The organism is Rossellomorea yichunensis (assembly GCF_032337515.1).
GTDB classification, from domain to species: domain Bacteria; phylum Bacillota; class Bacilli; order Bacillales; family Bacillaceae_B; genus Rossellomorea; species Rossellomorea yichunensis.
The window spans coordinates 671,816-691,097 of sequence record NZ_JAVYAD010000001.1; the positions used below are offsets into that span (position 1 = coordinate 671,816).

The 19,282-nt window shown below is 39.7% G+C and carries 18 protein-coding genes; 16 read left to right on the forward strand and 2 right to left on the reverse strand.

The window, feature by feature from the left end:
• Nucleotides 1-14: 14 nt before the first annotated feature.
• The 12 genes from RSX31_RS03355 to RSX31_RS03410 all read left to right on the forward strand — a co-directional run bounded on the left by RSX31_RS03355 (nucleotide 15) and on the right by RSX31_RS03410 (nucleotide 12,715).
• A complete protein-coding gene (locus RSX31_RS03355) occupies nucleotides 15-272 on the forward strand; it encodes a DUF3243 domain-containing protein (RefSeq protein ID WP_044337337.1) in 258 nt (85 codons plus the stop codon).
• A 269-nt stretch (nucleotides 273-541) separates the two neighbouring features.
• Nucleotides 542-1,333 carry a DUF3388 domain-containing protein gene (locus tag RSX31_RS03360; protein WP_148993645.1) on the forward strand — a complete coding sequence of 264 codons (792 nt, stop codon included), beginning with the start codon at nucleotides 542-544 and terminating at the stop codon, nucleotides 1,331-1,333.
• A gap of 19 nt (nucleotides 1,334-1,352) precedes the next feature.
• Nucleotides 1,353-2,255: a helix-turn-helix domain-containing protein gene (locus RSX31_RS03365; protein ID WP_315633280.1), complete on the forward strand. Its 903-nt coding sequence runs from the start codon at nucleotides 1,353-1,355 to the stop codon at nucleotides 2,253-2,255.
• A gap of 81 nt (nucleotides 2,256-2,336) precedes the next feature.
• Entirely contained in the window at nucleotides 2,337-2,915 is a 579-nt protein-coding gene (gene pgsA, locus RSX31_RS03370) for a CDP-diacylglycerol--glycerol-3-phosphate 3-phosphatidyltransferase (protein ID WP_148969300.1), read from the forward strand.
• Nucleotides 2,916-2,987: 72 nt separating this feature from the next.
• Nucleotides 2,988-4,226 carry a competence/damage-inducible protein A gene (locus RSX31_RS03375; RefSeq protein ID WP_315633284.1) on the forward strand — a complete coding sequence of 413 codons (1,239 nt, stop codon included), beginning with the start codon at nucleotides 2,988-2,990 and terminating at the stop codon, nucleotides 4,224-4,226.
• Between the two features lie 216 nt (nucleotides 4,227-4,442).
• A complete protein-coding gene (gene recA / locus RSX31_RS03380; RefSeq protein WP_148969298.1) occupies nucleotides 4,443-5,480 on the forward strand; it encodes a recombinase RecA in 1,038 nt (345 codons plus the stop codon).
• Between the two features lie 448 nt (nucleotides 5,481-5,928).
• The gene (rny, locus tag RSX31_RS03385) at nucleotides 5,929-7,488 is read left to right on the forward strand and encodes a ribonuclease Y (protein ID WP_148969297.1); all 1,560 of its coding nucleotides are present in this window, start codon (nucleotides 5,929-5,931) and stop codon (nucleotides 7,486-7,488) included.
• Between the two features lie 142 nt (nucleotides 7,489-7,630).
• Nucleotides 7,631-8,434, forward strand: coding sequence for a TIGR00282 family metallophosphoesterase (locus RSX31_RS03390; RefSeq protein WP_315633286.1), 804 nt, complete (start codon nucleotides 7,631-7,633; stop codon nucleotides 8,432-8,434).
• Between the two features lie 137 nt (nucleotides 8,435-8,571).
• Nucleotides 8,572-8,832 carry a stage V sporulation protein SpoVS gene (spoVS, locus tag RSX31_RS03395; protein WP_034760060.1) on the forward strand — a complete coding sequence of 87 codons (261 nt, stop codon included), beginning with the start codon at nucleotides 8,572-8,574 and terminating at the stop codon, nucleotides 8,830-8,832.
• A gap of 107 nt (nucleotides 8,833-8,939) precedes the next feature.
• Nucleotides 8,940-9,863, forward strand: coding sequence for a dipeptidase (locus tag RSX31_RS03400; RefSeq protein ID WP_148993649.1), 924 nt, complete (start codon nucleotides 8,940-8,942; stop codon nucleotides 9,861-9,863).
• A gap of 239 nt (nucleotides 9,864-10,102) precedes the next feature.
• Nucleotides 10,103-11,845, forward strand: a complete 1,743-nt coding sequence (locus RSX31_RS03405; RefSeq protein ID WP_315633297.1) for a 2-oxoacid:acceptor oxidoreductase subunit alpha — start codon at nucleotides 10,103-10,105, stop codon at nucleotides 11,843-11,845.
• 3 nt (nucleotides 11,846-11,848) lie between these two features.
• A complete protein-coding gene (locus RSX31_RS03410) occupies nucleotides 11,849-12,715 on the forward strand; it encodes a 2-oxoacid:ferredoxin oxidoreductase subunit beta (RefSeq protein ID WP_148993651.1) in 867 nt (288 codons plus the stop codon).
• Between the two features lie 18 nt (nucleotides 12,716-12,733).
• Here RSX31_RS03410 and RSX31_RS03415 read toward each other — a convergent pair whose 3' ends face one another.
• Nucleotides 12,734-13,900 carry a hypothetical protein gene (locus tag RSX31_RS03415; protein WP_315633298.1) on the reverse strand — a complete coding sequence of 389 codons (1,167 nt, stop codon included), beginning with the start codon at nucleotides 13,898-13,900 and terminating at the stop codon, nucleotides 12,734-12,736.
• 508 nt (nucleotides 13,901-14,408) lie between these two features.
• Between RSX31_RS03415 and RSX31_RS03420 the strand changes: the two genes are divergently transcribed.
• From RSX31_RS03420 to RSX31_RS03435, 4 genes are all read left to right on the forward strand, one after another.
• A complete protein-coding gene (locus RSX31_RS03420; protein WP_148969291.1) occupies nucleotides 14,409-15,581 on the forward strand; it encodes a BMQ_0737 family morphogenetic spore coat protein in 1,173 nt (390 codons plus the stop codon).
• Between the two features lie 94 nt (nucleotides 15,582-15,675).
• Nucleotides 15,676-16,866, forward strand: coding sequence for a hypothetical protein (locus tag RSX31_RS03425; RefSeq protein WP_148993653.1), 1,191 nt, complete (start codon nucleotides 15,676-15,678; stop codon nucleotides 16,864-16,866).
• Nucleotides 16,867-16,937: 71 nt separating this feature from the next.
• Entirely contained in the window at nucleotides 16,938-17,420 is a 483-nt protein-coding gene (locus RSX31_RS03430; RefSeq protein ID WP_148993654.1) for a Mov34/MPN/PAD-1 family protein, read from the forward strand.
• 110 nt (nucleotides 17,421-17,530) lie between these two features.
• Nucleotides 17,531-18,229: a glycosyltransferase family 2 protein gene (locus RSX31_RS03435; RefSeq protein ID WP_148993655.1), complete on the forward strand. Its 699-nt coding sequence runs from the start codon at nucleotides 17,531-17,533 to the stop codon at nucleotides 18,227-18,229.
• 72 nt (nucleotides 18,230-18,301) lie between these two features.
• Here RSX31_RS03435 and RSX31_RS03440 read toward each other — a convergent pair whose 3' ends face one another.
• Complete coding sequence (locus RSX31_RS03440; RefSeq protein ID WP_315633302.1) at nucleotides 18,302-19,213, reverse strand: NAD-dependent epimerase/dehydratase family protein; 912 nt, start codon at nucleotides 19,211-19,213, stop codon at nucleotides 18,302-18,304.
• Nucleotides 19,214-19,282 lie beyond the last annotated feature (69 nt).

Consider the following 19,282-nt stretch of genomic DNA (forward strand, 5'->3'; position numbering starts at 1 on the left):
GGAGGTCATGACAAATGTCTGTATTAGATAACTGGTCTGATTGGAAAAACTTCTTAGGTGACCGTCTTCACCAGGCTCAACATGGTGGAATGGAAAATGAAACGGTTTCTGACTTAGCTTACCAAATTGGTGACTACTTAGCGAATCAAGTCGAAGCTAAGAACGATCAGGAAAAAGTGTTAGCGGATTTATGGTCTGTCGCTTCTCCTGAAGAACAACATGCCATTGCGAACATGATGGTTAAACTTGTTAATAACAATGGTACTCGTTAAGGAGAGGGATTTTTTCCTCTCCTTTTTCTTATATATATATTTCTAAAAGAATCACTAGATACAGAAGTCATTCTTCGGGTGAAGTCTATACTTCTTTACTATAAACAGCTTATGAGGTATAAAATGAGAAATTGTACATATTTATGTAGGTTTTGCTTTTCTATTACCGGAAAATCATTTATTATAATACCTAGATGTTTAAATAATCTTTCCGAATTATGTCGTTTTTTATCGAATTGAAATGTCACAGTTTTTTCAGGAGGGAACCAATGGAACGCAAAGAATGGTATTTAGAATATGAAATTCAAAAAAATCGTCCAGGCCTCTTAGGTGATATTTCCTCGTTATTAGGAATGCTTTCTATAAATATAGTGACGATAAATGGTGTAGATGAAGGCAGGAGGGGAATGCTTCTTCTTGCTAACAATGATGAACAGATAGCAAGGCTTGAGTCCATCTTACAAACGATGGATACGATTAATGTTACAAAGCTCCGGGAGCCGAAATTACGGGATCGCCTTGCCGTTCGTCACGGCCGTTATATTCAGCGAGATGCCGATGACAAGAAAACGTTTCGGTTTGTTCGTGATGAGCTGGGTTTATTGGTGGATTTTATGGCTGAGCTATTTAAGCAAGAGGGACATAAGCTTGTTGGGATCAGAGGGATGCCCCGGGTAGGGAAGACCGAATCCATCGTGGCATCAAGCGTATGTGCAAATAAGAAATGGCTCTTTGTCTCTTCTACCTTATTAAAGCAGACAATAAGAAGCAAGCTGATTGAAGACGAGTATTCATCTGAAAATCTATTTATAATTGACGGTATCGTTTCAACTCGCCGTGCGAGTGAAAAGCATTGGCAACTAGTAAGGGAAATCATGAGATTGCCTGCTGTGAAAGTAATCGAACATCCTGACGTATTCGTTCAAAACTCTGAATATTCACTTGAAGATTTTGATTATATCATTGAACTTAGAAACGATCCTGATGAAGAAATTACATATGAATTAGTAGAACAAAATAATCTATTTCAAAATTCCGATTTTGGAGGTTTTGATTTTTAATATTGGAAGGTGTTAAGTGGTGACGGAATTAGGAAATCGTTTAAAGGAAGCCCGTGAAGCTAAAGGTTACAGCCTCGATGATTTACAAAGAATGACAAAAATTCAAAAACGCTATTTGATTGGGATTGAAGAAGGCTCGTATGACGCGATGCCCGGGAAGTTCTATGTGCGTGCATTTATTAAACAGTATTGTGAAGCGGTCGGTCTTCCTCCTGAAATGATTTTCGAGGAACATAAGGAAGAAATTCCGACAACCTATGAAGATGAGATACCGGTTTCCCTCTCCAGGGTTCAGTCAAGAAAGTCTGTATCAGAAAGCTCTACCAAGGTATTTGACTTCGTGCCCAAACTGCTTATAGCCCTGTTCGTTATTGGTGCCTTGATTGCCGTATGGGTATTCTGGCAGGGGAAAGTGGGGGATAAAGGCCCTGAGGCACAGCCTTCAGAGAATCAGGAGCAAGTCGCTGTAGATGAAAACCAGACGGCTGAAAGTGAAGAGCCTGAAGAAGAAACCAAAGAAACAGAAGAAACAGGGGAAAATAAACCTTCAGAAGATGAAAATGCCAAGGAAGAAAAAGAACAAAAACCAGAACAATCATTAGAGGCTGTTAATACTTCAGATTATAAAACAACCTATGAATTGAAAAATACAGAAGAGTTCAAGCTGCAGTTGGCGGCTGAGGGAGACACTTGGGTGAAAGTCTTTAACACCGACGAGCAAGTATTGTTTGAAGGATTACTAAAACAGGGTAATAAAAAGGACTTTGACTTTTCCAGTGAGAAACAGGCATACCTCATCATAGGGGATGCTTCAAACACGGATATAAGTGTGAATGGCAAACAACTTGAGTATAAAATTTCTGCAACGGATGTCGTAAGACAGGATATCATCATTAACTATGAACCTAAAGCGACACAATAATTGAGATGAAAGGAGTTTTAATAACTCCTTTTTCTTACATACTATAGCTAGAACGTGTTTTTAAGTATTGGAGGTAGAAAGGTGAACTTACCTAATAAGATTACAGTTTCAAGGATATTTTTAATTCCATTATTTTTAATCATTATGCTTGCACCGCTAAACTGGGGTGACATGATGTTTCTTGGGGCAGAAATGCCGGTCAAGCACTTTGTGGGAGCTTTGATATTCATCATTGCGGCAACAACCGATTGGGTAGACGGTTATTATGCACGAAAGCTTGACCTCGTGACGAACCTTGGGAAGTTTTTAGATCCATTGGCGGACAAATTGCTTGTATCCGCTGCATTAATTGTTCTCGTTGAGCTTGGTCTTGCCCCGTCATGGATTGTCATTATCATCATCAGCCGTGAGTTTGCGGTAACAGGTCTTCGCCTTGTGTTAGCAGGAGAAGGGGAAGTGGTTGCTGCGGGTCAACTTGGAAAGATCAAAACATGGGCACAGATCATCGCTATTTCAGCGCTGCTTCTGCATAATGCCATTTTCGAACTGATCAATTTGCCATTTGCGACCATTGCTCTCTGGGTGGCTATGTTCTTTACCATTTGGTCTGGATGGGACTATTTCAAACATAACAAAAAAGCATTTGTAAATTCGAAATAAAACGCTTGAACAAGGGGGTTGATTCTACTGGAATCATCCCCTTCTTTACATCGATGACAGGGGGAATTTAGGATGAATGCAGAAATTATAGCGGTTGGATCAGAACTACTATTAGGTCAAATCGTCAATTCCAATGCTCAATTCATTTCAGAGCAGCTGGCTGAAATGGGGGTGAATGTCTACTACCACACTAGTGTTGGTGACAATCCAGAGCGGTTGCAACATGCGATTTCAGTAGCTCAAGAAAGAGCAGACTTGTTGATTTTCACTGGTGGACTTGGACCGACCAAGGATGATTTGACGAAAGAAACCATTGCGAAGTCATTAGGTACAACTTTGACCATGGACCAAGATGCATTGGAATCAATTAAAAGCTATTTTAAAAAAGTCGACCGGGAGATGACCCCCAATAATGAAAAACAGGCACTCATATTAGCCGGATCTCAGGTGTTGAAGAATGAGAACGGTATGGCTCCCGGCATGCTATTGAAAAAAGATGGTAAAGCATACATGCTTTTACCCGGGCCTCCATCTGAAATGAAACCGATGTTCAGTACTTACGGCAAACTGGCCATCCAAAAATTATTGAAGAAGAAAGAAATTATCCATTCCAGGGTCCTGCGCTTTTTCGGCATTGGGGAAGCTCAGTTGGAAACAGAATTAGAAGATCTGATTGATCAACAAACCAATCCAACCATTGCCCCACTGGCTGGTGACGGAGAAGTTACACTGAGGTTGACGGCCAAACACGAATCGAAAGATGCTGCCATCACCCTTTTGGATGAGTTAGAAATTGAGATTATGAATATTGCAGGAGATTACTTCTACGGTTACGATCAGGATTCTCTCGTTGAGGTGGGATTCAAATTATTAAAAGAGAGAGGTTTCACACTTTCCTGTGCAGAGAGTTTAACCGGGGGCCTCTTTCAAGCTCAATTAGCGTCATTACCAGGTACATCCTCCATCCTGAATGGCGGGGTGATTTGTTACCAGGATGAGGTCAAGAAGAAGGTACTCTCTGTGAAAGAAAGTACACTTAAACAGCATACATCAGTAAGCGAAAAGTGTGCACAAGAGCTTGCAAAAAACGTAAGAGAACTTTTATCATCGGATATCGGAATCAGTTTTACTGGTGTGGCGGGTCCCGGATCACACGAAGGGCAACCTGCAGGAACCGTTTGGATTGGACTTTCCATGAAAGATCAACCAACTAAAACGTTTCTATTAAATCTTGGCGGCGGACGTAATGCTAACCGAATGAGAACGACAAAATACGGTTGGTATTATTTGATTAAAGAATTGAGTAAGTAAGGATAGATTGGCTGTCTTCTGATAGGTGGAGGGCAGTTTTTTTATTGTTCAATCGCACCAAATTCAATCCAAATCACCTATAGAAAAAAACCGAATGAATGTTCGATTTTTTTCTTGTTTTCTATTATAAAAACGTTTATAGTATAGATAGGTTGGATTTGAGACAAGCTTATAAGTTGTCTATTTCAAGTTCTATATTCAAAGGAGGAAGATTTTGTGAGCGATCGTAAAGCAGCCTTAGATATGGCGTTAAAACAAATAGAAAAGCAATTCGGTAAAGGCTCTATCATGAAGCTTGGGGAGCAAACTGATAGAAAGATAGTAACATGTCCAAGTGGTTCACTGGCATTGGACGCAGCACTTGGAGTTGGCGGATATCCCCGCGGTAGAATCATCGAGGTATATGGTCCGGAATCATCCGGTAAAACAACAGTAGCACTTCATGCCATTGCAGAAGTCCAGGCTCAAGGTGGTCAGGCGGCATTCATCGATGCAGAGCACGCACTTGATCCTGAATATGCACAAAAGCTTGGGGTAAACATAGATGAATTATTACTTTCTCAACCGGACACAGGTGAACAGGCACTGGAAATTGCTGAAGCGCTAGTACGTAGTGGGGCAGTGGACGCCATCGTTATCGACTCTGTTGCAGCACTTGTACCGAAAGCGGAAATCGAGGGTGAGATGGGAGATGCTCACGTAGGTCTTCAAGCCCGTTTAATGTCACAGGCTCTTCGTAAGCTTTCAGGTGCTATCAACAAATCGAAGACCATCGCGATTTTCATTAACCAAATCCGTGAAAAGGTCGGAGTCATGTTTGGAAATCCTGAGACGACTCCTGGTGGGCGTGCACTGAAATTCTATTCTTCTGTACGTTTGGAAGTCCGTCGTGCAGAAACACTTAAGCAAGGAAATGAAATGGTAGGGAACAAAACGAAGATTAAAGTCGTGAAGAATAAAGTAGCTCCTCCTTTCCGTGTAGCGGAAGTAGATATCATGTACGGTGAGGGAATTTCTAAAGAAGGTGAAATCGTCGATCTTGGATCTGAGCTTGATATTGTTCAGAAGAGCGGTGCCTGGTACTCTTATAACGAAGAGCGCTTAGGTCAAGGTCGTGAGAATGCGAAGATTTTCCTTAAAGAAAATCCGGAAATCCGCAGCGAAATCATGCTGAAAATCCGTGATCATTACGGATTGGATACAGGTCGAGCTGAGACCGATGATCAAAGTGAATTAAGTCTTTTAGAAGACTAACCATAATGAAGAGAAGCAGCCATTTTCGGTGTGCTTCTCTTTATTATGTATGATAAGCTATTATTTGGTAGAAAATAGTAATGGTGTTTTTCTCTAATGATAATCGCTTATAGTTAAGAAAAGCATGTGAATAATCGTTTTCTGATGTAAACTTCTAAATTCAACAAAAAGTTTTCAAATAGATGGATGGTGTCAAAAAATCATCCATAACCCCATAGTGACAGTGTCAATTTATGTCGATTGGAAAAAATCCCTTGAGAAATCTAGTGATAGAGGGCTCTACCCCTTGACAATAAATTTTCAGAGATTTAAAATTAACATGTATATTTTACAAATTTTTCGAATGAATATTTGAAAGCCTAGCGCTGTATATTTTGTTCTTTTGAGCAATGTACAAGCCGACATGTAAAAGACATGATGACAGTTCATAGCAAGAGGAGGTGAAATAATGCAACCTATAACAATCATCTCCATTTTGCTTGGCCTTATCGTCGGTGTAGTTGTTGGATACCTAATTCGTAAGTCCATTGCTGAAGCAAAGATTGCTGGTGCTAAAGGTTCAGCAGAGCACATTTTAGAAGATGCTAAGCGCGAGGCAGATGCTCTGAAGAAAGAAGCACTATTGGAAGCAAAGGACGAAAATCATAGACTTCGCACAGAAATGGAAAATGAACTTCGTGAACGAAGAAATGAATTGCAGAAACAAGAAAATCGTTTAATGCAAAAAGAGGAAAACCTCGATCGGAAAGATGAAACGCTTGATAAGCGTGAAGCCTTACTTGAAAGAAAAGAGGGGACCCTTAACGAGAGACAACAACATATTGAAGAGATGGAAAGCAAAGTGGACGAGATGGTACGATCACAGCAAACAGAGCTAGAACGTATCTCGAGCTTAACTCGTGATGAAGCGAAAGGAATCATTCTTGACCGCGTTGAAAATGAACTTTCCCATGATATCGCTATTATGGTCAGAGAGCATGAAACACGTGCGAAGGAAGATGCAGATAAGAAGGCGAAAGAAGTCCTTTCACTGGCTATTCAACGTTGTGCTGCTGAACATGTGGCAGAAACAACGGTTAGTGTTGTGAACCTACCGAATGATGAGATGAAAGGTCGAATTATTGGGCGAGAAGGACGTAACATTCGTACGCTGGAAACTTTAACAGGAATTGATTTGATTATTGATGATACTCCTGAAGCAGTTATTCTTTCTGGTTTTGATCCGATTCGTAGAGAAACGGCTCGAATTGCATTAGAGAAGTTAGTTCAGGATGGACGTATCCACCCTGCGCGAATTGAAGAGATGGTCGATAAATCCCGACGTGAAGTGGATGAATACATCCGTGAAATTGGTGAACAGACAACCTTTGAAGTTGGAGTTCATGGTCTTCACCCGGATTTAATTAAAATCTTGGGACGTTTAAAGTATCGTACAAGTTACGGTCAAAACGTTTTAAAACACTCAATGGAAGTGGCGTATCTTTCTGGATTATTAGCAGCAGAGCTTGGTGAGGATGAAAGACTCGCTAAACGTGCTGGATTACTTCATGATATCGGAAAAGCAATCGACCATGAAGTAGAAGGAAGCCACGTGGAAATTGGTGTTGAACTGGCAACGAAGTACAAAGAACACCCTGTTGTCATTAACAGTATTGCTTCTCACCACGGAGATACTGAGCCTACGTCCATCATCGCAGTACTGGTTGCTGCAGCTGATGCTTTATCTGCTGCGAGACCTGGCGCGAGAAGTGAGACGCTTGAGAACTATATCCGCCGATTAGAGAAGTTGGAAGAAATCTCAGAGTCTTATGAAGGCGTTGAGAAATCGTTCGCTATCCAGGCAGGACGAGAAGTTCGTATTATGGTTAGACCAGAAGCCATTGACGATTTGGAATCTCATCGATTAGCAAGGGATATCCGTAAACGGATCGAAGATGAGCTCGATTACCCTGGCCATATTAAAGTAACGGTCATCCGTGAAACAAGGGCTGTCGAATACGCGAAATAAGAGGTTGACTCGAATAGGGATTTTCCCCTTTCGGGTCAGCTTTTTTTATCACATATTTTATCCATCCAGAGGATGAATAGACGGCAAGTTATTTGTGATACAATAACTACAAGACTGAATACATATAGAGAAGGGAATTTTCATGAAAATTTTATTTGTTGGAGACGTAGTCGGTTCAATGGGCAGGGAAATGATCACGGAATACTTGCCAAAGTTAAAAAAGAAGCACTCACCGGATCTTACCATCGTTAACGGGGAAAATGCAGCTTCAGGCAGAGGGATCACAGAGAAGATTTACAAACAATTTTTGCAAGATGGTGCCAATATGGTAACTCTCGGTAATCATACTTGGGATAATAAAGATATTTTCAATTTTATCGACTCATCGAAACAAATGGTGAGACCGGCGAATTTTCCGGAAGGAACCCCTGGAAGCGGTCTGGTCTATGCTGAAGTGTATGGAAAAGAGGTTGCCGTTATCAATGCCCAAGGTAGAACTTTTATGCCGCCCCTTGATGACCCGTTTAAGGCACTGGATGAACTTGTAGACGAAGCAAAGAAGAGAACCTCCATTATCTTCGTTGACTTTCATGCAGAAGCAACAAGTGAAAAGCAGGCTGTTGGCTGGTTTTTGGATGGACGGGTATCTGCTGTAATAGGAACTCATACACATGTGCAAACAGCGGATAACCGCATCTTGCCCAATGGGACGGCATTTATGTGTGATGTCGGCATGACTGGCCCATACGATGAGGTGTTGGGAATGAGTAAGGATTCTGTTCTGAAGAGATTTCAGACAAGTTTGCCTGTTCGCTTTGAAGTTCCAAAGACAGGACGCAAAATTTTGAGTGCCTGTTTAATAGATGTTGATCAAAAAACGGGCAAAGCGAAAAAAATCGAGCGTATATTAATTAACGAAGACCATCCATTCATGGCAGAATATTAAATGTTTTCTATCCTTTTTTCGGTGAGACCGGAATGATTTGTCCATTTCCTGAATATAGTATCAGTGGAATCATTTATACCAAGTTTGTTCTTTACCACGGACATACGGTATGGGGGAAATGACAAGGAGGAAAAGGAATGGAAATATTAAAAGTTTCAGCAAAATCTAATCCTAATTCTGTAGCTGGTGCACTCGCCGGTGTTCTTCGTGAAAGAGGAGGAGCTGAGATTCAAGCGATTGGTGCAGGGGCTTTAAATCAAGCCGTTAAAGCAGTTGCGATTGCAAGAGGCTTTGTGGCTCCTAGTGGTTTAGATTTGATATGTATCCCGGCATTTACAGATATTCTGATTGATGGGGAAGAGCGTACGGCGATAAAGTTAATCGTGGAACCAAGATAATAAACCATAGGCTGTTCATTAAAGAGGGGATTCTTTAGTGGACAGCCTTTCTATTATTCCATAGTATTATTTATAAGAAAGTCAGGCACTTGAAGGGATGAAGAAACATGTTATTTGATGCACACTGTGATGTATTGATGAAGTTATACTTAGAGCCGGGGAAGAAGGCATTTCAAACGAAGCACTCTTTACATATTACCTATCCACAACTGATCGAGAGCAGAAGTAAGATACAATTATTCGCTATTTATATCCCATCCAATTTGAAGCCAGGTCAACGATTTCAAGCTGCCCTGGAAATGGTGAACATATTTCATAATCAAATCCTGAAACCCAATCCTAAACTGAAATTTGTCACCTCCAAAAGAGATATAAGAAAGTTAGCACATGATGAAATCGGGGCAATGCTTACACTTGAGGGCATTGAAGCAATAGAAGAGGATCTCACCAAGCTTGAAATTCTTTACCGGCTTGGGGTGCGTTCTGCTGGATTAACGTGGAATTGGGCCAATGCTGCTGCAGATGGAGCGCTGGAGCCAAGGGGTGGAGGATTGACCAATTTTGGCCATGAGGTCGTTTCATTCTTAAACGAGAACAGGTTGTGGACAGATGTTTCCCATTTATGTGAGAAAGCATTTTGGGATACAATCGAGTTTGCAGATTACCCCATTGCTTCTCACTCGAATGCATACTCCATTTGTCCAAATCCCCGAAATTTGAAAAACGAACAAATTGAAGCGTTAATCAAAAAGGACAGCGTCATGGGGATCACGTTTGTACCGCCATTCCTAAACAAAAAAGGAACAGCGGTGATTTCAGATATCATCAGGCACGTCGAACATGTTTGCAGCTTGGGTGGAGAGGATCATATTGGCTTTGGATCAGATTTCGACGGGATATCAGAAACTGTTCAAGGGTTATCATCGTTTGATCAATATCAGAACTTGATCAATACACTCCAACGATACTATAGCGAGAAACAGGTGAAAAAGTTCTTGTTTGAAAACTTTGTTGGAAGAATACCAGATTGACTACAATACCTGCCATTAAAGAGATACCTTTAATGTTTTTTTTGTACCGGGAATTAAGTCTGTACATTCACAATCTCTTTAATACAGTAGTGATTTAAATAGAAAAGTGATAAACTGATAGAGTGAATAAAAATATAAGAGTTGCAACAATCCTTAGTAGTTATAGGTTGTTTGAACGAAAAGAAGAGAATATGCTTCTCTGATAGATGTTGCAAAATTTGATTGAAGGGGTGTAATAAATGAAGGAACAACTTTCATGGAAAGTTGGCGGCCAGCAAGGTGAAGGGATAGAGAGTACGGGTGAAATCTTTTCTATGGCCCTCAATCGCCTTGGGTACTTCTTATATGGTTACCGCCATTTCTCCTCTCGTATTAAGGGAGGACATACAAATAACAAGATTCGGGTAAGCACCACACAAGTGCGTGCGATTGCTGATGACTTAGATATTTTAGTAGCATTTGACCAGGAAACGATAGATGTGAATTACAAAGAATTACATAGTGATGGTGTAATTATAGCTGATGCGAAGTTCAAGCCTGAAAAGCCTGAAGATACGGATGCTTCTTTATATATCATTCCTTTCACTCAGTTAGCTACAGAACTGGGAACTTCGTTAATGAAGAATATGGTAGCCGTAGGTGCGACCTGTGCCGTTCTCAACCTCGATCCAGACGTTTTCAAGGAAGTTGTGGAAGAAATTTTTGGCCGTAAAGGTGAGACTGTAGTTGAGAAAAACATGGAAGCCATCAAGCAAGGATTTCAAACGATGAAAGATGAGCTTGGAAGCAAGGTTGGTTCATTACAACTGAAGGAAGCCGATGGAAATAAGCGCATGTTCATGATCGGGAACGATGCGATTGCTCTCGGTGCATTGGCTGGTGGGGTTCGTCTCATGGCAGCATATCCAATCACTCCAGCTTCTGAAATCATGGAATACCTCATTAAGAAGCTACCGATGGTTGGAGGAACGGTTATCCAAACAGAGGATGAGATTGCAGCTGCAACGATGGCAATCGGGGCGAACTACGGGGGGATCCGTTCATTCACTGCATCAGCTGGACCTGGTCTTTCACTTATGATGGAAGCAATCGGTTTATCCGGTATGACAGAGCAGCCTTTAGTAGTGGTGGATACTCAACGAGGAGGACCGTCCACGGGACTTCCAACGAAACAGGAGCAGTCCGATTTAATGGCCATGATTTACGGTACGCACGGTGAGATTCCTAAGATCGTCCTCGCTCCAAGTACTGTACAGGAAGCGTTCTATGATACAGTAGAGGCATTTAATTTAGCCGAAGAGTATCAATGTCCAGTCATCATTCTTTCTGATCTTCAGCTTTCATTAGGGAAACAAACGGTTGAACCACTTGATTACAGCAAAGTGGAAATTCGTAGAGGGAAGCTTGTCGGCAATGAATCAGAATTAAGTGAATTAGAAGCAAAGAAATACTTTAAACGTTTTGAAGTGACTGAAGATGGTGTATCACCGCGTGTCATTCCAGGAATGAAAAACGGTATTCATCATGTAACAGGAGTCGAACATGATGAAACAGGGAAGCCTTCTGAATCTCCTGTAAACAGGCAGGCGCAGATGGATAAACGTATGCGCAAGGTGGAAAGCATACGCTTTAACAATCCAATTCACACGTATGCACCACATGAAGAAGCCGATTTATTATTAGTCGGTTTCAACTCGACACGTGGAGTAATTGAAGAAGCAATGGAACGACTTGAAGCTGATGGACTGAAAGTGAATCATGCTCATATACGATTAATCCATCCGTTTCCTGCAGATGAACTTGAACCGTTGATGCAATCAGCAAAGAAAGTAGTCGTGATTGAACATAATGCCACTGGACAACTGGCCAATTTAATCAAAATGAACGTTGGGTATGGAAATAAAATCACGAAAATGACAAAGTATGATGGAACACCATACTTACCAAATGAAATTCATTCAAGATGTAAGGAGTTGATCTGATCCATGGCTACCTTTAAAGATTTCAGAAATAATGTTAAACCCAACTGGTGTCCTGGGTGTGGAGACTTCTCTGTACAAGCCGCGATTCAACGGGCATCGGCAAATGTAGGGCTGGATCCTGAACAATTGGCTGTCGTATCCGGAATCGGTTGTTCCGGACGTATATCAGGTTACATTAACTCGTACGGTTTTCATGGCATTCACGGCCGTTCCCTTCCTATCGCTCAAGGATTAAAAATGGCGAATAAGGATTTAACCGTCATCGCTTCAGGAGGGGATGGGGATGGATTTGCCATTGGCCTCGGCCATACGATCCATGCGATCCGTCGTAATGTAGATGTCACATATATCGTTATGGATAACCAGATTTATGGGCTGACAAAAGGACAGACCTCTCCCCGTTCGTCATCTGGTTTTAAGACAAAGTCTACGCCTCAGGGAAGCATTGAGCCAGCACTGGCCCCGATGGAAATGGCACTGACAGCTGGCGCAACATTCGTTGCCCAAAGTTTCTCTTCTGATTTGAAAGAGCTGACGGCAATAATTGAAGCAGGTCTAAATCATAAAGGCTTCTCATTGATCAACGTATTTAGTCCCTGCGTAACATATAATAAGATTAATACGTATGACTGGTTTAAAGAGAACCTGACAAAGCTCTCGGATCTTGAAGGCTATGATCCATCAAATCGTGAACAAGCAATGAATACGCTCATGGAGAAGGATGGACTGGTAACTGGATTGATTTATCAAAACAAAGAACAGCCTTCATACCAGGATCTTGTAACCGGGTATTCTGAAAAGCCATTAAGTACACATGATTTAAAGTTAGATGAGGATAAATTTGATGAATTAGTCAAAGAATTTATGTAATAGAATAAACCGGGCTCCTTATTTGGGTGCCCGGTTTTTTAATTTATTGATTTCTTCAATTAAGTGAGCATTTGTGAATTGCAGGTGCTGAATAGTGTCTTCATAGCTCTTTATTTTATTTTTCATTTCAGCTGATTCTTCCTCTTTGAAACTGAATACATCTTCCTTCATACGTTTGATGTTTTTTCTTAGTGAATGAAGGGTATTGGTATAGGCCTCTTTTTCGGCTACCAGTTTTTTCAATGAGGTTTCTATCTTTTGGATATAGGCTGATTTTTCGATTTGCATTTTGGATGCCTGTTCGAGCTGATTCGCTTTGGTGATAAGTAAGTCGTCGTAATGGGATGTAGATTCTGAAAGAGTTTGTTGGACTTCATACAATTCTACTTCTCTTAAGTAAAGTTGAGCCTTTAATGATTCGTTCTCATCCAAGAGATTGTAATTTTTATATACCTCAAAGCTATTCAATTTGAGCAAATGTTGTTTCTGTAATAAGCCCTCAATTTTCAATTCCTCAATTAGCTCCTTCAACTTAAGAAGTTCCATTTCTTTTACGTAAAGCTCATTATTTAAGGACTTGTTCTCATCCGAGAGGTTATTGTTTTTATGTTTCTCAAAGCTATTTAGTCTGTGTGAATTTTGTTTTTCTTCACTCCACCCAATTTTCAGTTCCTCGATGAGCTCTTCCATCTCCAGTAATTCCATTTCTTTTGAATATAACTGTTTTTCCATTTCTTGTTTATTTGTCGTTAGTAATTCTTTTTCTTTTATTAGATAACAATGTGACACTTCTGAAGAAATGATTTCTTTTTCAAGGGCAGTCTTAGTTAAATAGTTATGTTCGACCAGTTTTTTTACTTCTGTCGAGTAGAGGAGGTTTATTTTACGCAGTTGATCCTTTAATTGATTAATGGTATAACGAAGCTTTTTTATTTCTTTCTCCTGAGATTTGAAGGAGGATTGATATTTTATGGATAGTTGCTCATTTTCTACAATTTTTTTTTCAATCTGTATTCGAAAATCTTCATTTAAGTTTTCTAGACGTTGATTTTCTTTTTTTATGGAATGGTATTCGCGGGCAAGATTGTGCTTTTCCAGGGTTGAACACTTATGTTTGTATTTCTCCAATTCGGATTTATAATGGATTATTTGCTGTTGAAGTTGGATTGGTGAAAGATATTTCATGTCTGAATACTCCCTTCTGTATGCTTTTACTATTATGTATATGTACCAACCGAGACGAACGCTATTTGTCCATAGAATAAGCCATGTAAACTTCCCAGCGTTTACATGGCTTTTATATATAATTAATATCATTGCAATGATAGGAAAATCGTTCACGTTCGTAATATTCATTTAATGAGGTAGCGTAACCACTTAGAAGCGTAGATCAAGCACTTTATCATAACATTTTATTTTAATGGTAATTTTCATTATTTCACATATTAAAAAGTAACAAATTGTTAAAGGTCCTACATTCCCCCTTTCCTTATGGTATATGATATGACGATTAAGAACAGGAGTACAGTCAAATGTCTATAGAATCAGCCTATTTTTCAATAGTATTTAAAAAACTATTAATAAGCCTATTAATTTTTTTTAAATAAATAGGTATTTACTCTATACCAAATTCTTGATCGTCCATAGGATATAGTGTGATATAAATATTCATTTAAAGGAAGGAAGGATTTTTTTGAAGAAGCGTAAACAAATTAGGGGTTCCCAGACTCCTACACCATCTCCGTCTCCGATTCCACTGGATCCGAATGATTTAGCACCAGAATGTATTCGTGTAGACAAAGTATATGACTGGGTGTTCTTTGCGAACAAGTATGAGAACAAGAATTTCATTCCTGATGAAGCGTGCCGTGCAGCGGTCAGCGCGGCTCTTGCGGCAGGTCAAAGAGTAGAAGTACAAACAGCTCCTGTTGACCCATCGGATGTAAGCGTGACTGGTACCATTCTTGAAAATGGTAATCCCGGTAGAGTGTTAATCGTTTGGACAGTACCTGTTGAAGTGACCATTCTTATCGATGGTGTAGCAGAGTGTTCGTTTACTGTGCGTACACAATTTACCGATGAGATTATGCTTTGTGTGCCTACTGGTATCACCAATGAAAACTTAAATATCAGAGCGACTCAAGTCATTGCCAGCTCAGGAGGAGTATTAATGGGACCAGATCCATTTGGCCCTATGATTCCTTTAAAAGTTGTTCTTTGTAAAGACGTCCAAGTAGAATATCCGGTCAAATTAGAAGTCTTGGCTAAGTTCTGTTTCCCGCGTCCTAACAATATCAAAGTTCCTGAAGAAAAACTTCGTTGTGATTTAAGCCTATTAGAGTTCCCGCGTCAATGTCCAGGGTTATTCCCGGTTGATAACTGTGAATGTCAGGCGACAGCTCTTGCAAGAAATGAAGATACTGAAGCAACATTCGGATCTGGTGCAACAGCTGATTTAGTAACAGGTCTATCAACTTTAAGAGCTGAAATTTGTCAAGAGTGCTCACTTGCAGACAGTACATGGTCTTACTCTTTCACTGATACAGAAGTAGGCCCTACTCCAGCACCGACTGCAACAGGATTCCAACCTGATTTCACCTTTACGTTCGATCCATCATCTATCGATAGAGTAACCTGTGGTGACGATGCCCTTACTGCAGTTGGAGAAGGAATTCGTTACTTCGACGGTGCACCGGAACAATTATTCTATGAACTTCAAATTTTTGATGCACCTGCTGAAGGCTTCCGCTTAATCTTAAGAAATACAGCTAATGTTGTAATCTTTGATAGTGGAGTGGTTGATGCATTGGTTGAGTTTGGTGAGTGTGAAACATTTGCAGACTTACTTGGAGGCTTGGATGACTAACTAACTGAAGGAGAGAGAACTCTCTCTCCTTTTTTTTAACATGTAAACAAACCATACATAAGATATTGCAAAGGAATTATTGGAGGTGAAAAAGGTGACCGAAGAGGAGTATAAGATTAACCATGGCACGGAATATCCGGATTTAATGAATGATATTCATATGATATCTGAGGAAATACAGTCTCTCTATAACAATTATTCAAAACGAATTAAAAATGTGTCGGAAGAATTGTCCAGAGAAAGATCCAAACACCTTGTCTATCAATCAGAAATTGCGGAAAATCATCATACTATCCTATTGCTGACAGAACAGATTGAATTTCTGCTTGAAAATATTGAAATGAATTATGAGTTAGACCTTCAACTGCAACAGGAATTAATAAGGATATCCCTTTCCGATGAAACTGAATTGATCAATGACAAAAACTTTCAGGTAGCATATAAGGAAGAAAGGATCCATGATAACTCAAAGGATGTCCATTTTGCACCTACACCAATCCCGGAAATTAAAGTATTTTATGAAAGTGCTCAGGTTTACATGAAGTCACCACTCGAAAAAATTAAAAATGAAGCGATCTCCTTATTAATTGAAGCGAATGAGTACTTTTTGTCAGAGAAAAAAATTTTATTTGAAGTAGAGGTATATAATAACGCTTTCGTTACTCTAATTGATTGGTTACGAATGCACCGAAAACAATACATGCGTCCAATTAAAGAAAGGTGGTATACAATAGTGTGGAAATTTTTATGGGGTAAAGAAGAGGAAAACAATCATCCGGAAATACTGAAAAAACTTAATCTGATTGAAGAGCAATTGGTTTCACATTCAATGAAATTTAATGAAGTCAAGGAGACGTTGATAAGAAGCAATAAAAGTGAGGAAACAACCAAGAGTTATTTACAGAAAATTGGTGTATTGAATGATGAACTAAAGAGAATCGAAGAATATTATGAGGATGAGCTACATTCATTAAAGAATCAATTGGAAGATTATAAACAACGTGAAAAAGACCTTGAAAAAGAAGTAAGTTTATTGAATGAAAAATATACAGGTAAGAATAAGGAAAAAAGTAATCGAGAAGTTGAAATGGAGAAGGAGTTGGATAAGCTAAAGAAAGATCTTCAATCTCGGTCCAATAAGAAAAACGAAATTTACCAAAATATGAAGCAACAGCAGAAAAAGCAAGTTCCTCATGTTAATCCTCAGTTCGATGAATACGGCAATATCCCTATGGCTTCTGAATCGAAACGTACCATGTTTAATCCCAACAAGTATATGAGGTAGATTGAAAGGGGTGATAAAAATGCAATCCAAAGATCTCAACGATATTTATAAGCGGAGAAAGAGAGTACCCATTGGAATTAAGAAAGAGGATCGAATCAAGATGGAAGTTAAAAGGACGAAATTTAAATTTAAGGGATGCGGGTGCAACTCATAAAGAAAGCGTAAGGATGCCCAGGCGTATATACAAAAGGATCATGATTGAAGTGAAAAAGGGGCTTCCGAATGAAGCTTGCGGGTTGATTTCGGGTTCCACTAATCTTTGTCAGACGATTTGGCCAATGAGAAATACAGAACCTACACCCTATTCTTTTGCCATGGATCCCGATGAACAAGATCATGTCATGGCTCAAATGATCCATAAAAAGGAAATTTTTATGGGGATATATCATTCACATCCGTATGGGAGTCCTGTCCCCTCAAAGGATGATGTTACTTTCTCACAATTTCCGGAGGTTTATTATTTTATAGCCGCTGTCGGGGGAAGGAAAGAAGAAATAAGATGTTACAAGATCAATAATGGGAAGGTTAAACATATCGACATTGTGTTTGAATGAAAGAGTGCTGAATGCACTCTTTTTCTATGAACTGGGTGATGATACAAGCACTTTGCTTTCATTTACATAAAGTGGTATTATCACTTAATTTGTTGAAAGAGGGGAACTAAGTGAAGGTATCTATTATTATTCCATTTTACAATTGCGCATATATTGACCAAGCTATTCAGAGCGCTCTTCGTCAGACCTATAAAGATATTGAAGTCATCGTTGTGGACGATGGTTCAACTCAATATGTTGAAAAAATTCAACCGTTCAAAAACCGGATAAAGTATATAAGGAAGTCAAATGGTGGAACGGCATCCGCTTTAAATGCGGGTTTAAGACAAGCAACAGGGAAATATTTTGCCTGGTTGAGCTCAGATGATATGTTTTTAGAAAGCAAAATCGCGAGGCAACTAGCTTATATGAATTCAATTGGCTCCAAAGTATCTTATACAGCATTTAAAACCATTGATATAAATAATAATGTGGTGAACGAGATCCACTCCAGGAGAATGAACAGAAATACTTTTCAGAGTCTTCTCTTAAAGGCATGTCCTGTGAATGGATGCACGGTAATGGCGGAAATAGATTTAGTAAAGCAGGCAGGCTGGTTTGATGAGAGACTGAAATACACACAGGACTACGAAATGTGGTGCCGCTTGAGTCTTTATACCAAGATGGATTATCTGGACGAAGTGCTTGTGTTATATCGGGTCCATTCCAGTATGGGTTCTGCCAAACACGGGGTGGGGATGGTGAAAGAATCACAGTATATCCAAAGGAAATACCAGACTTATTTCAAGATGGCCCGCAAAAAGTACTAACTATATCAAACAGAAAAGCATCGATCAATTGGGAATGTAAATTGATCGATGCTTTTTTTATGTTCAGATGATTTAGAAGGAGTAGGACAAATAGGTCTCCCTCATTCCATCTTGAATGGAATAGTATGGTTTCCAGGATAAAATATGTTTTGCAAGTGTGTTATCTAAACCACTATGCTTAATATCCCCCTGTCTATCTACTGTATGGAAGGCGTGAATTTTACCAGTATGATGATTCTTCAATAAATCGATTAATTGGAGAATCGAGGATCTTTGCCCTGTACTTATGTGCATCATCATCTGCTTACCTTTATCAGCTGCTGCAATATTAGCTTCCACCACATCTTGTACAAAAACATAGTCCCGTGTTTGCAGCCCGTCCCCATGGATTTTTAACTGTTCATTTTTCTTAAGTTTCTCAAGAAATACAGCAATGACCCCTCCTTCTCCTTTAGATGTTTGCCTTGGCCCATAGACGTTCCCATAGCGAAGAATGGTGAATGGTATCTGGAAGGTATCGTGAAAAAGTTTTATATAGTTTTCAGCGGTAAGCTTTGATAAACCATAGAATGATATTGGGGAAGTCTTGTGTGATTCGTCAATCATTTCACTGGAAACATTCCCATAAACGGCTGATGTAGATGAAAAGACGAAATTCTTCACAGGATATTGCCTGCACGCATCCAATAAATTGATGGTTCCTGCAACATTTGTGTGCATATCATCAAGTGGTGAAGCGGTGGATCGGGACAGATCAGCCTGGGCAGCCATGTGAAAGATATAATCGGGTTTTTCCTTCAGGATGACTTTGTGTGCAGCTGCAGTAGAAATATCCAACTCATGAAAAATGGCTAAAGGATTTATATATTCCTTCTTACCACTGCTTAAATTATCGATAATATGAACACTAAAGCCTTTAGAGATTAGTGCATCCACTAAATGGGAGCCTATAAAGCCTGCCCCACCTGTAACGAGTGCTTTCAAATGACATCTCACCTTTTGCTATTTTTAATAGAATATGCCAGTGGACGAAGAATTGATTGACCATGAGCC

Excerpts from the sequence above, each read along its gene's own strand:
- RSX31_RS03355 (WP_044337337.1), top strand. The coding sequence starts at position 15 with ATGTCTGTATTAGATAACTGGTCTGATTGGAAAAACTTCTTAGGTGAC.
- RSX31_RS03360 (WP_148993645.1), top strand. The coding sequence starts at position 542 with ATGGAACGCAAAGAATGGTATTTAGAATATGAAATTCAAAAAAATCGT.
- RSX31_RS03375 (WP_315633284.1), top strand. The coding sequence starts at position 2,988 with ATGAATGCAGAAATTATAGCGGTTGGATCAGAACTACTATTAGGTCAA.
- rny (WP_148969297.1), top strand. The coding sequence starts at position 5,929 with ATGCAACCTATAACAATCATCTCCATTTTGCTTGGCCTTATCGTCGGT.
- RSX31_RS03390 (WP_315633286.1), top strand. The coding sequence starts at position 7,631 with ATGAAAATTTTATTTGTTGGAGACGTAGTCGGTTCAATGGGCAGGGAA.
- spoVS (WP_034760060.1), top strand. The coding sequence starts at position 8,572 with ATGGAAATATTAAAAGTTTCAGCAAAATCTAATCCTAATTCTGTAGCT.
- RSX31_RS03400 (WP_148993649.1), top strand. The coding sequence starts at position 8,940 with ATGTTATTTGATGCACACTGTGATGTATTGATGAAGTTATACTTAGAG.
- RSX31_RS03405 (WP_315633297.1), top strand. The coding sequence starts at position 10,103 with ATGAAGGAACAACTTTCATGGAAAGTTGGCGGCCAGCAAGGTGAAGGG.
- RSX31_RS03410 (WP_148993651.1), top strand. The coding sequence starts at position 11,849 with ATGGCTACCTTTAAAGATTTCAGAAATAATGTTAAACCCAACTGGTGT.
- RSX31_RS03415 (WP_315633298.1), bottom strand. The coding sequence starts at position 13,900 with ATGAAATATCTTTCACCAATCCAACTTCAACAGCAAATAATCCATTAT.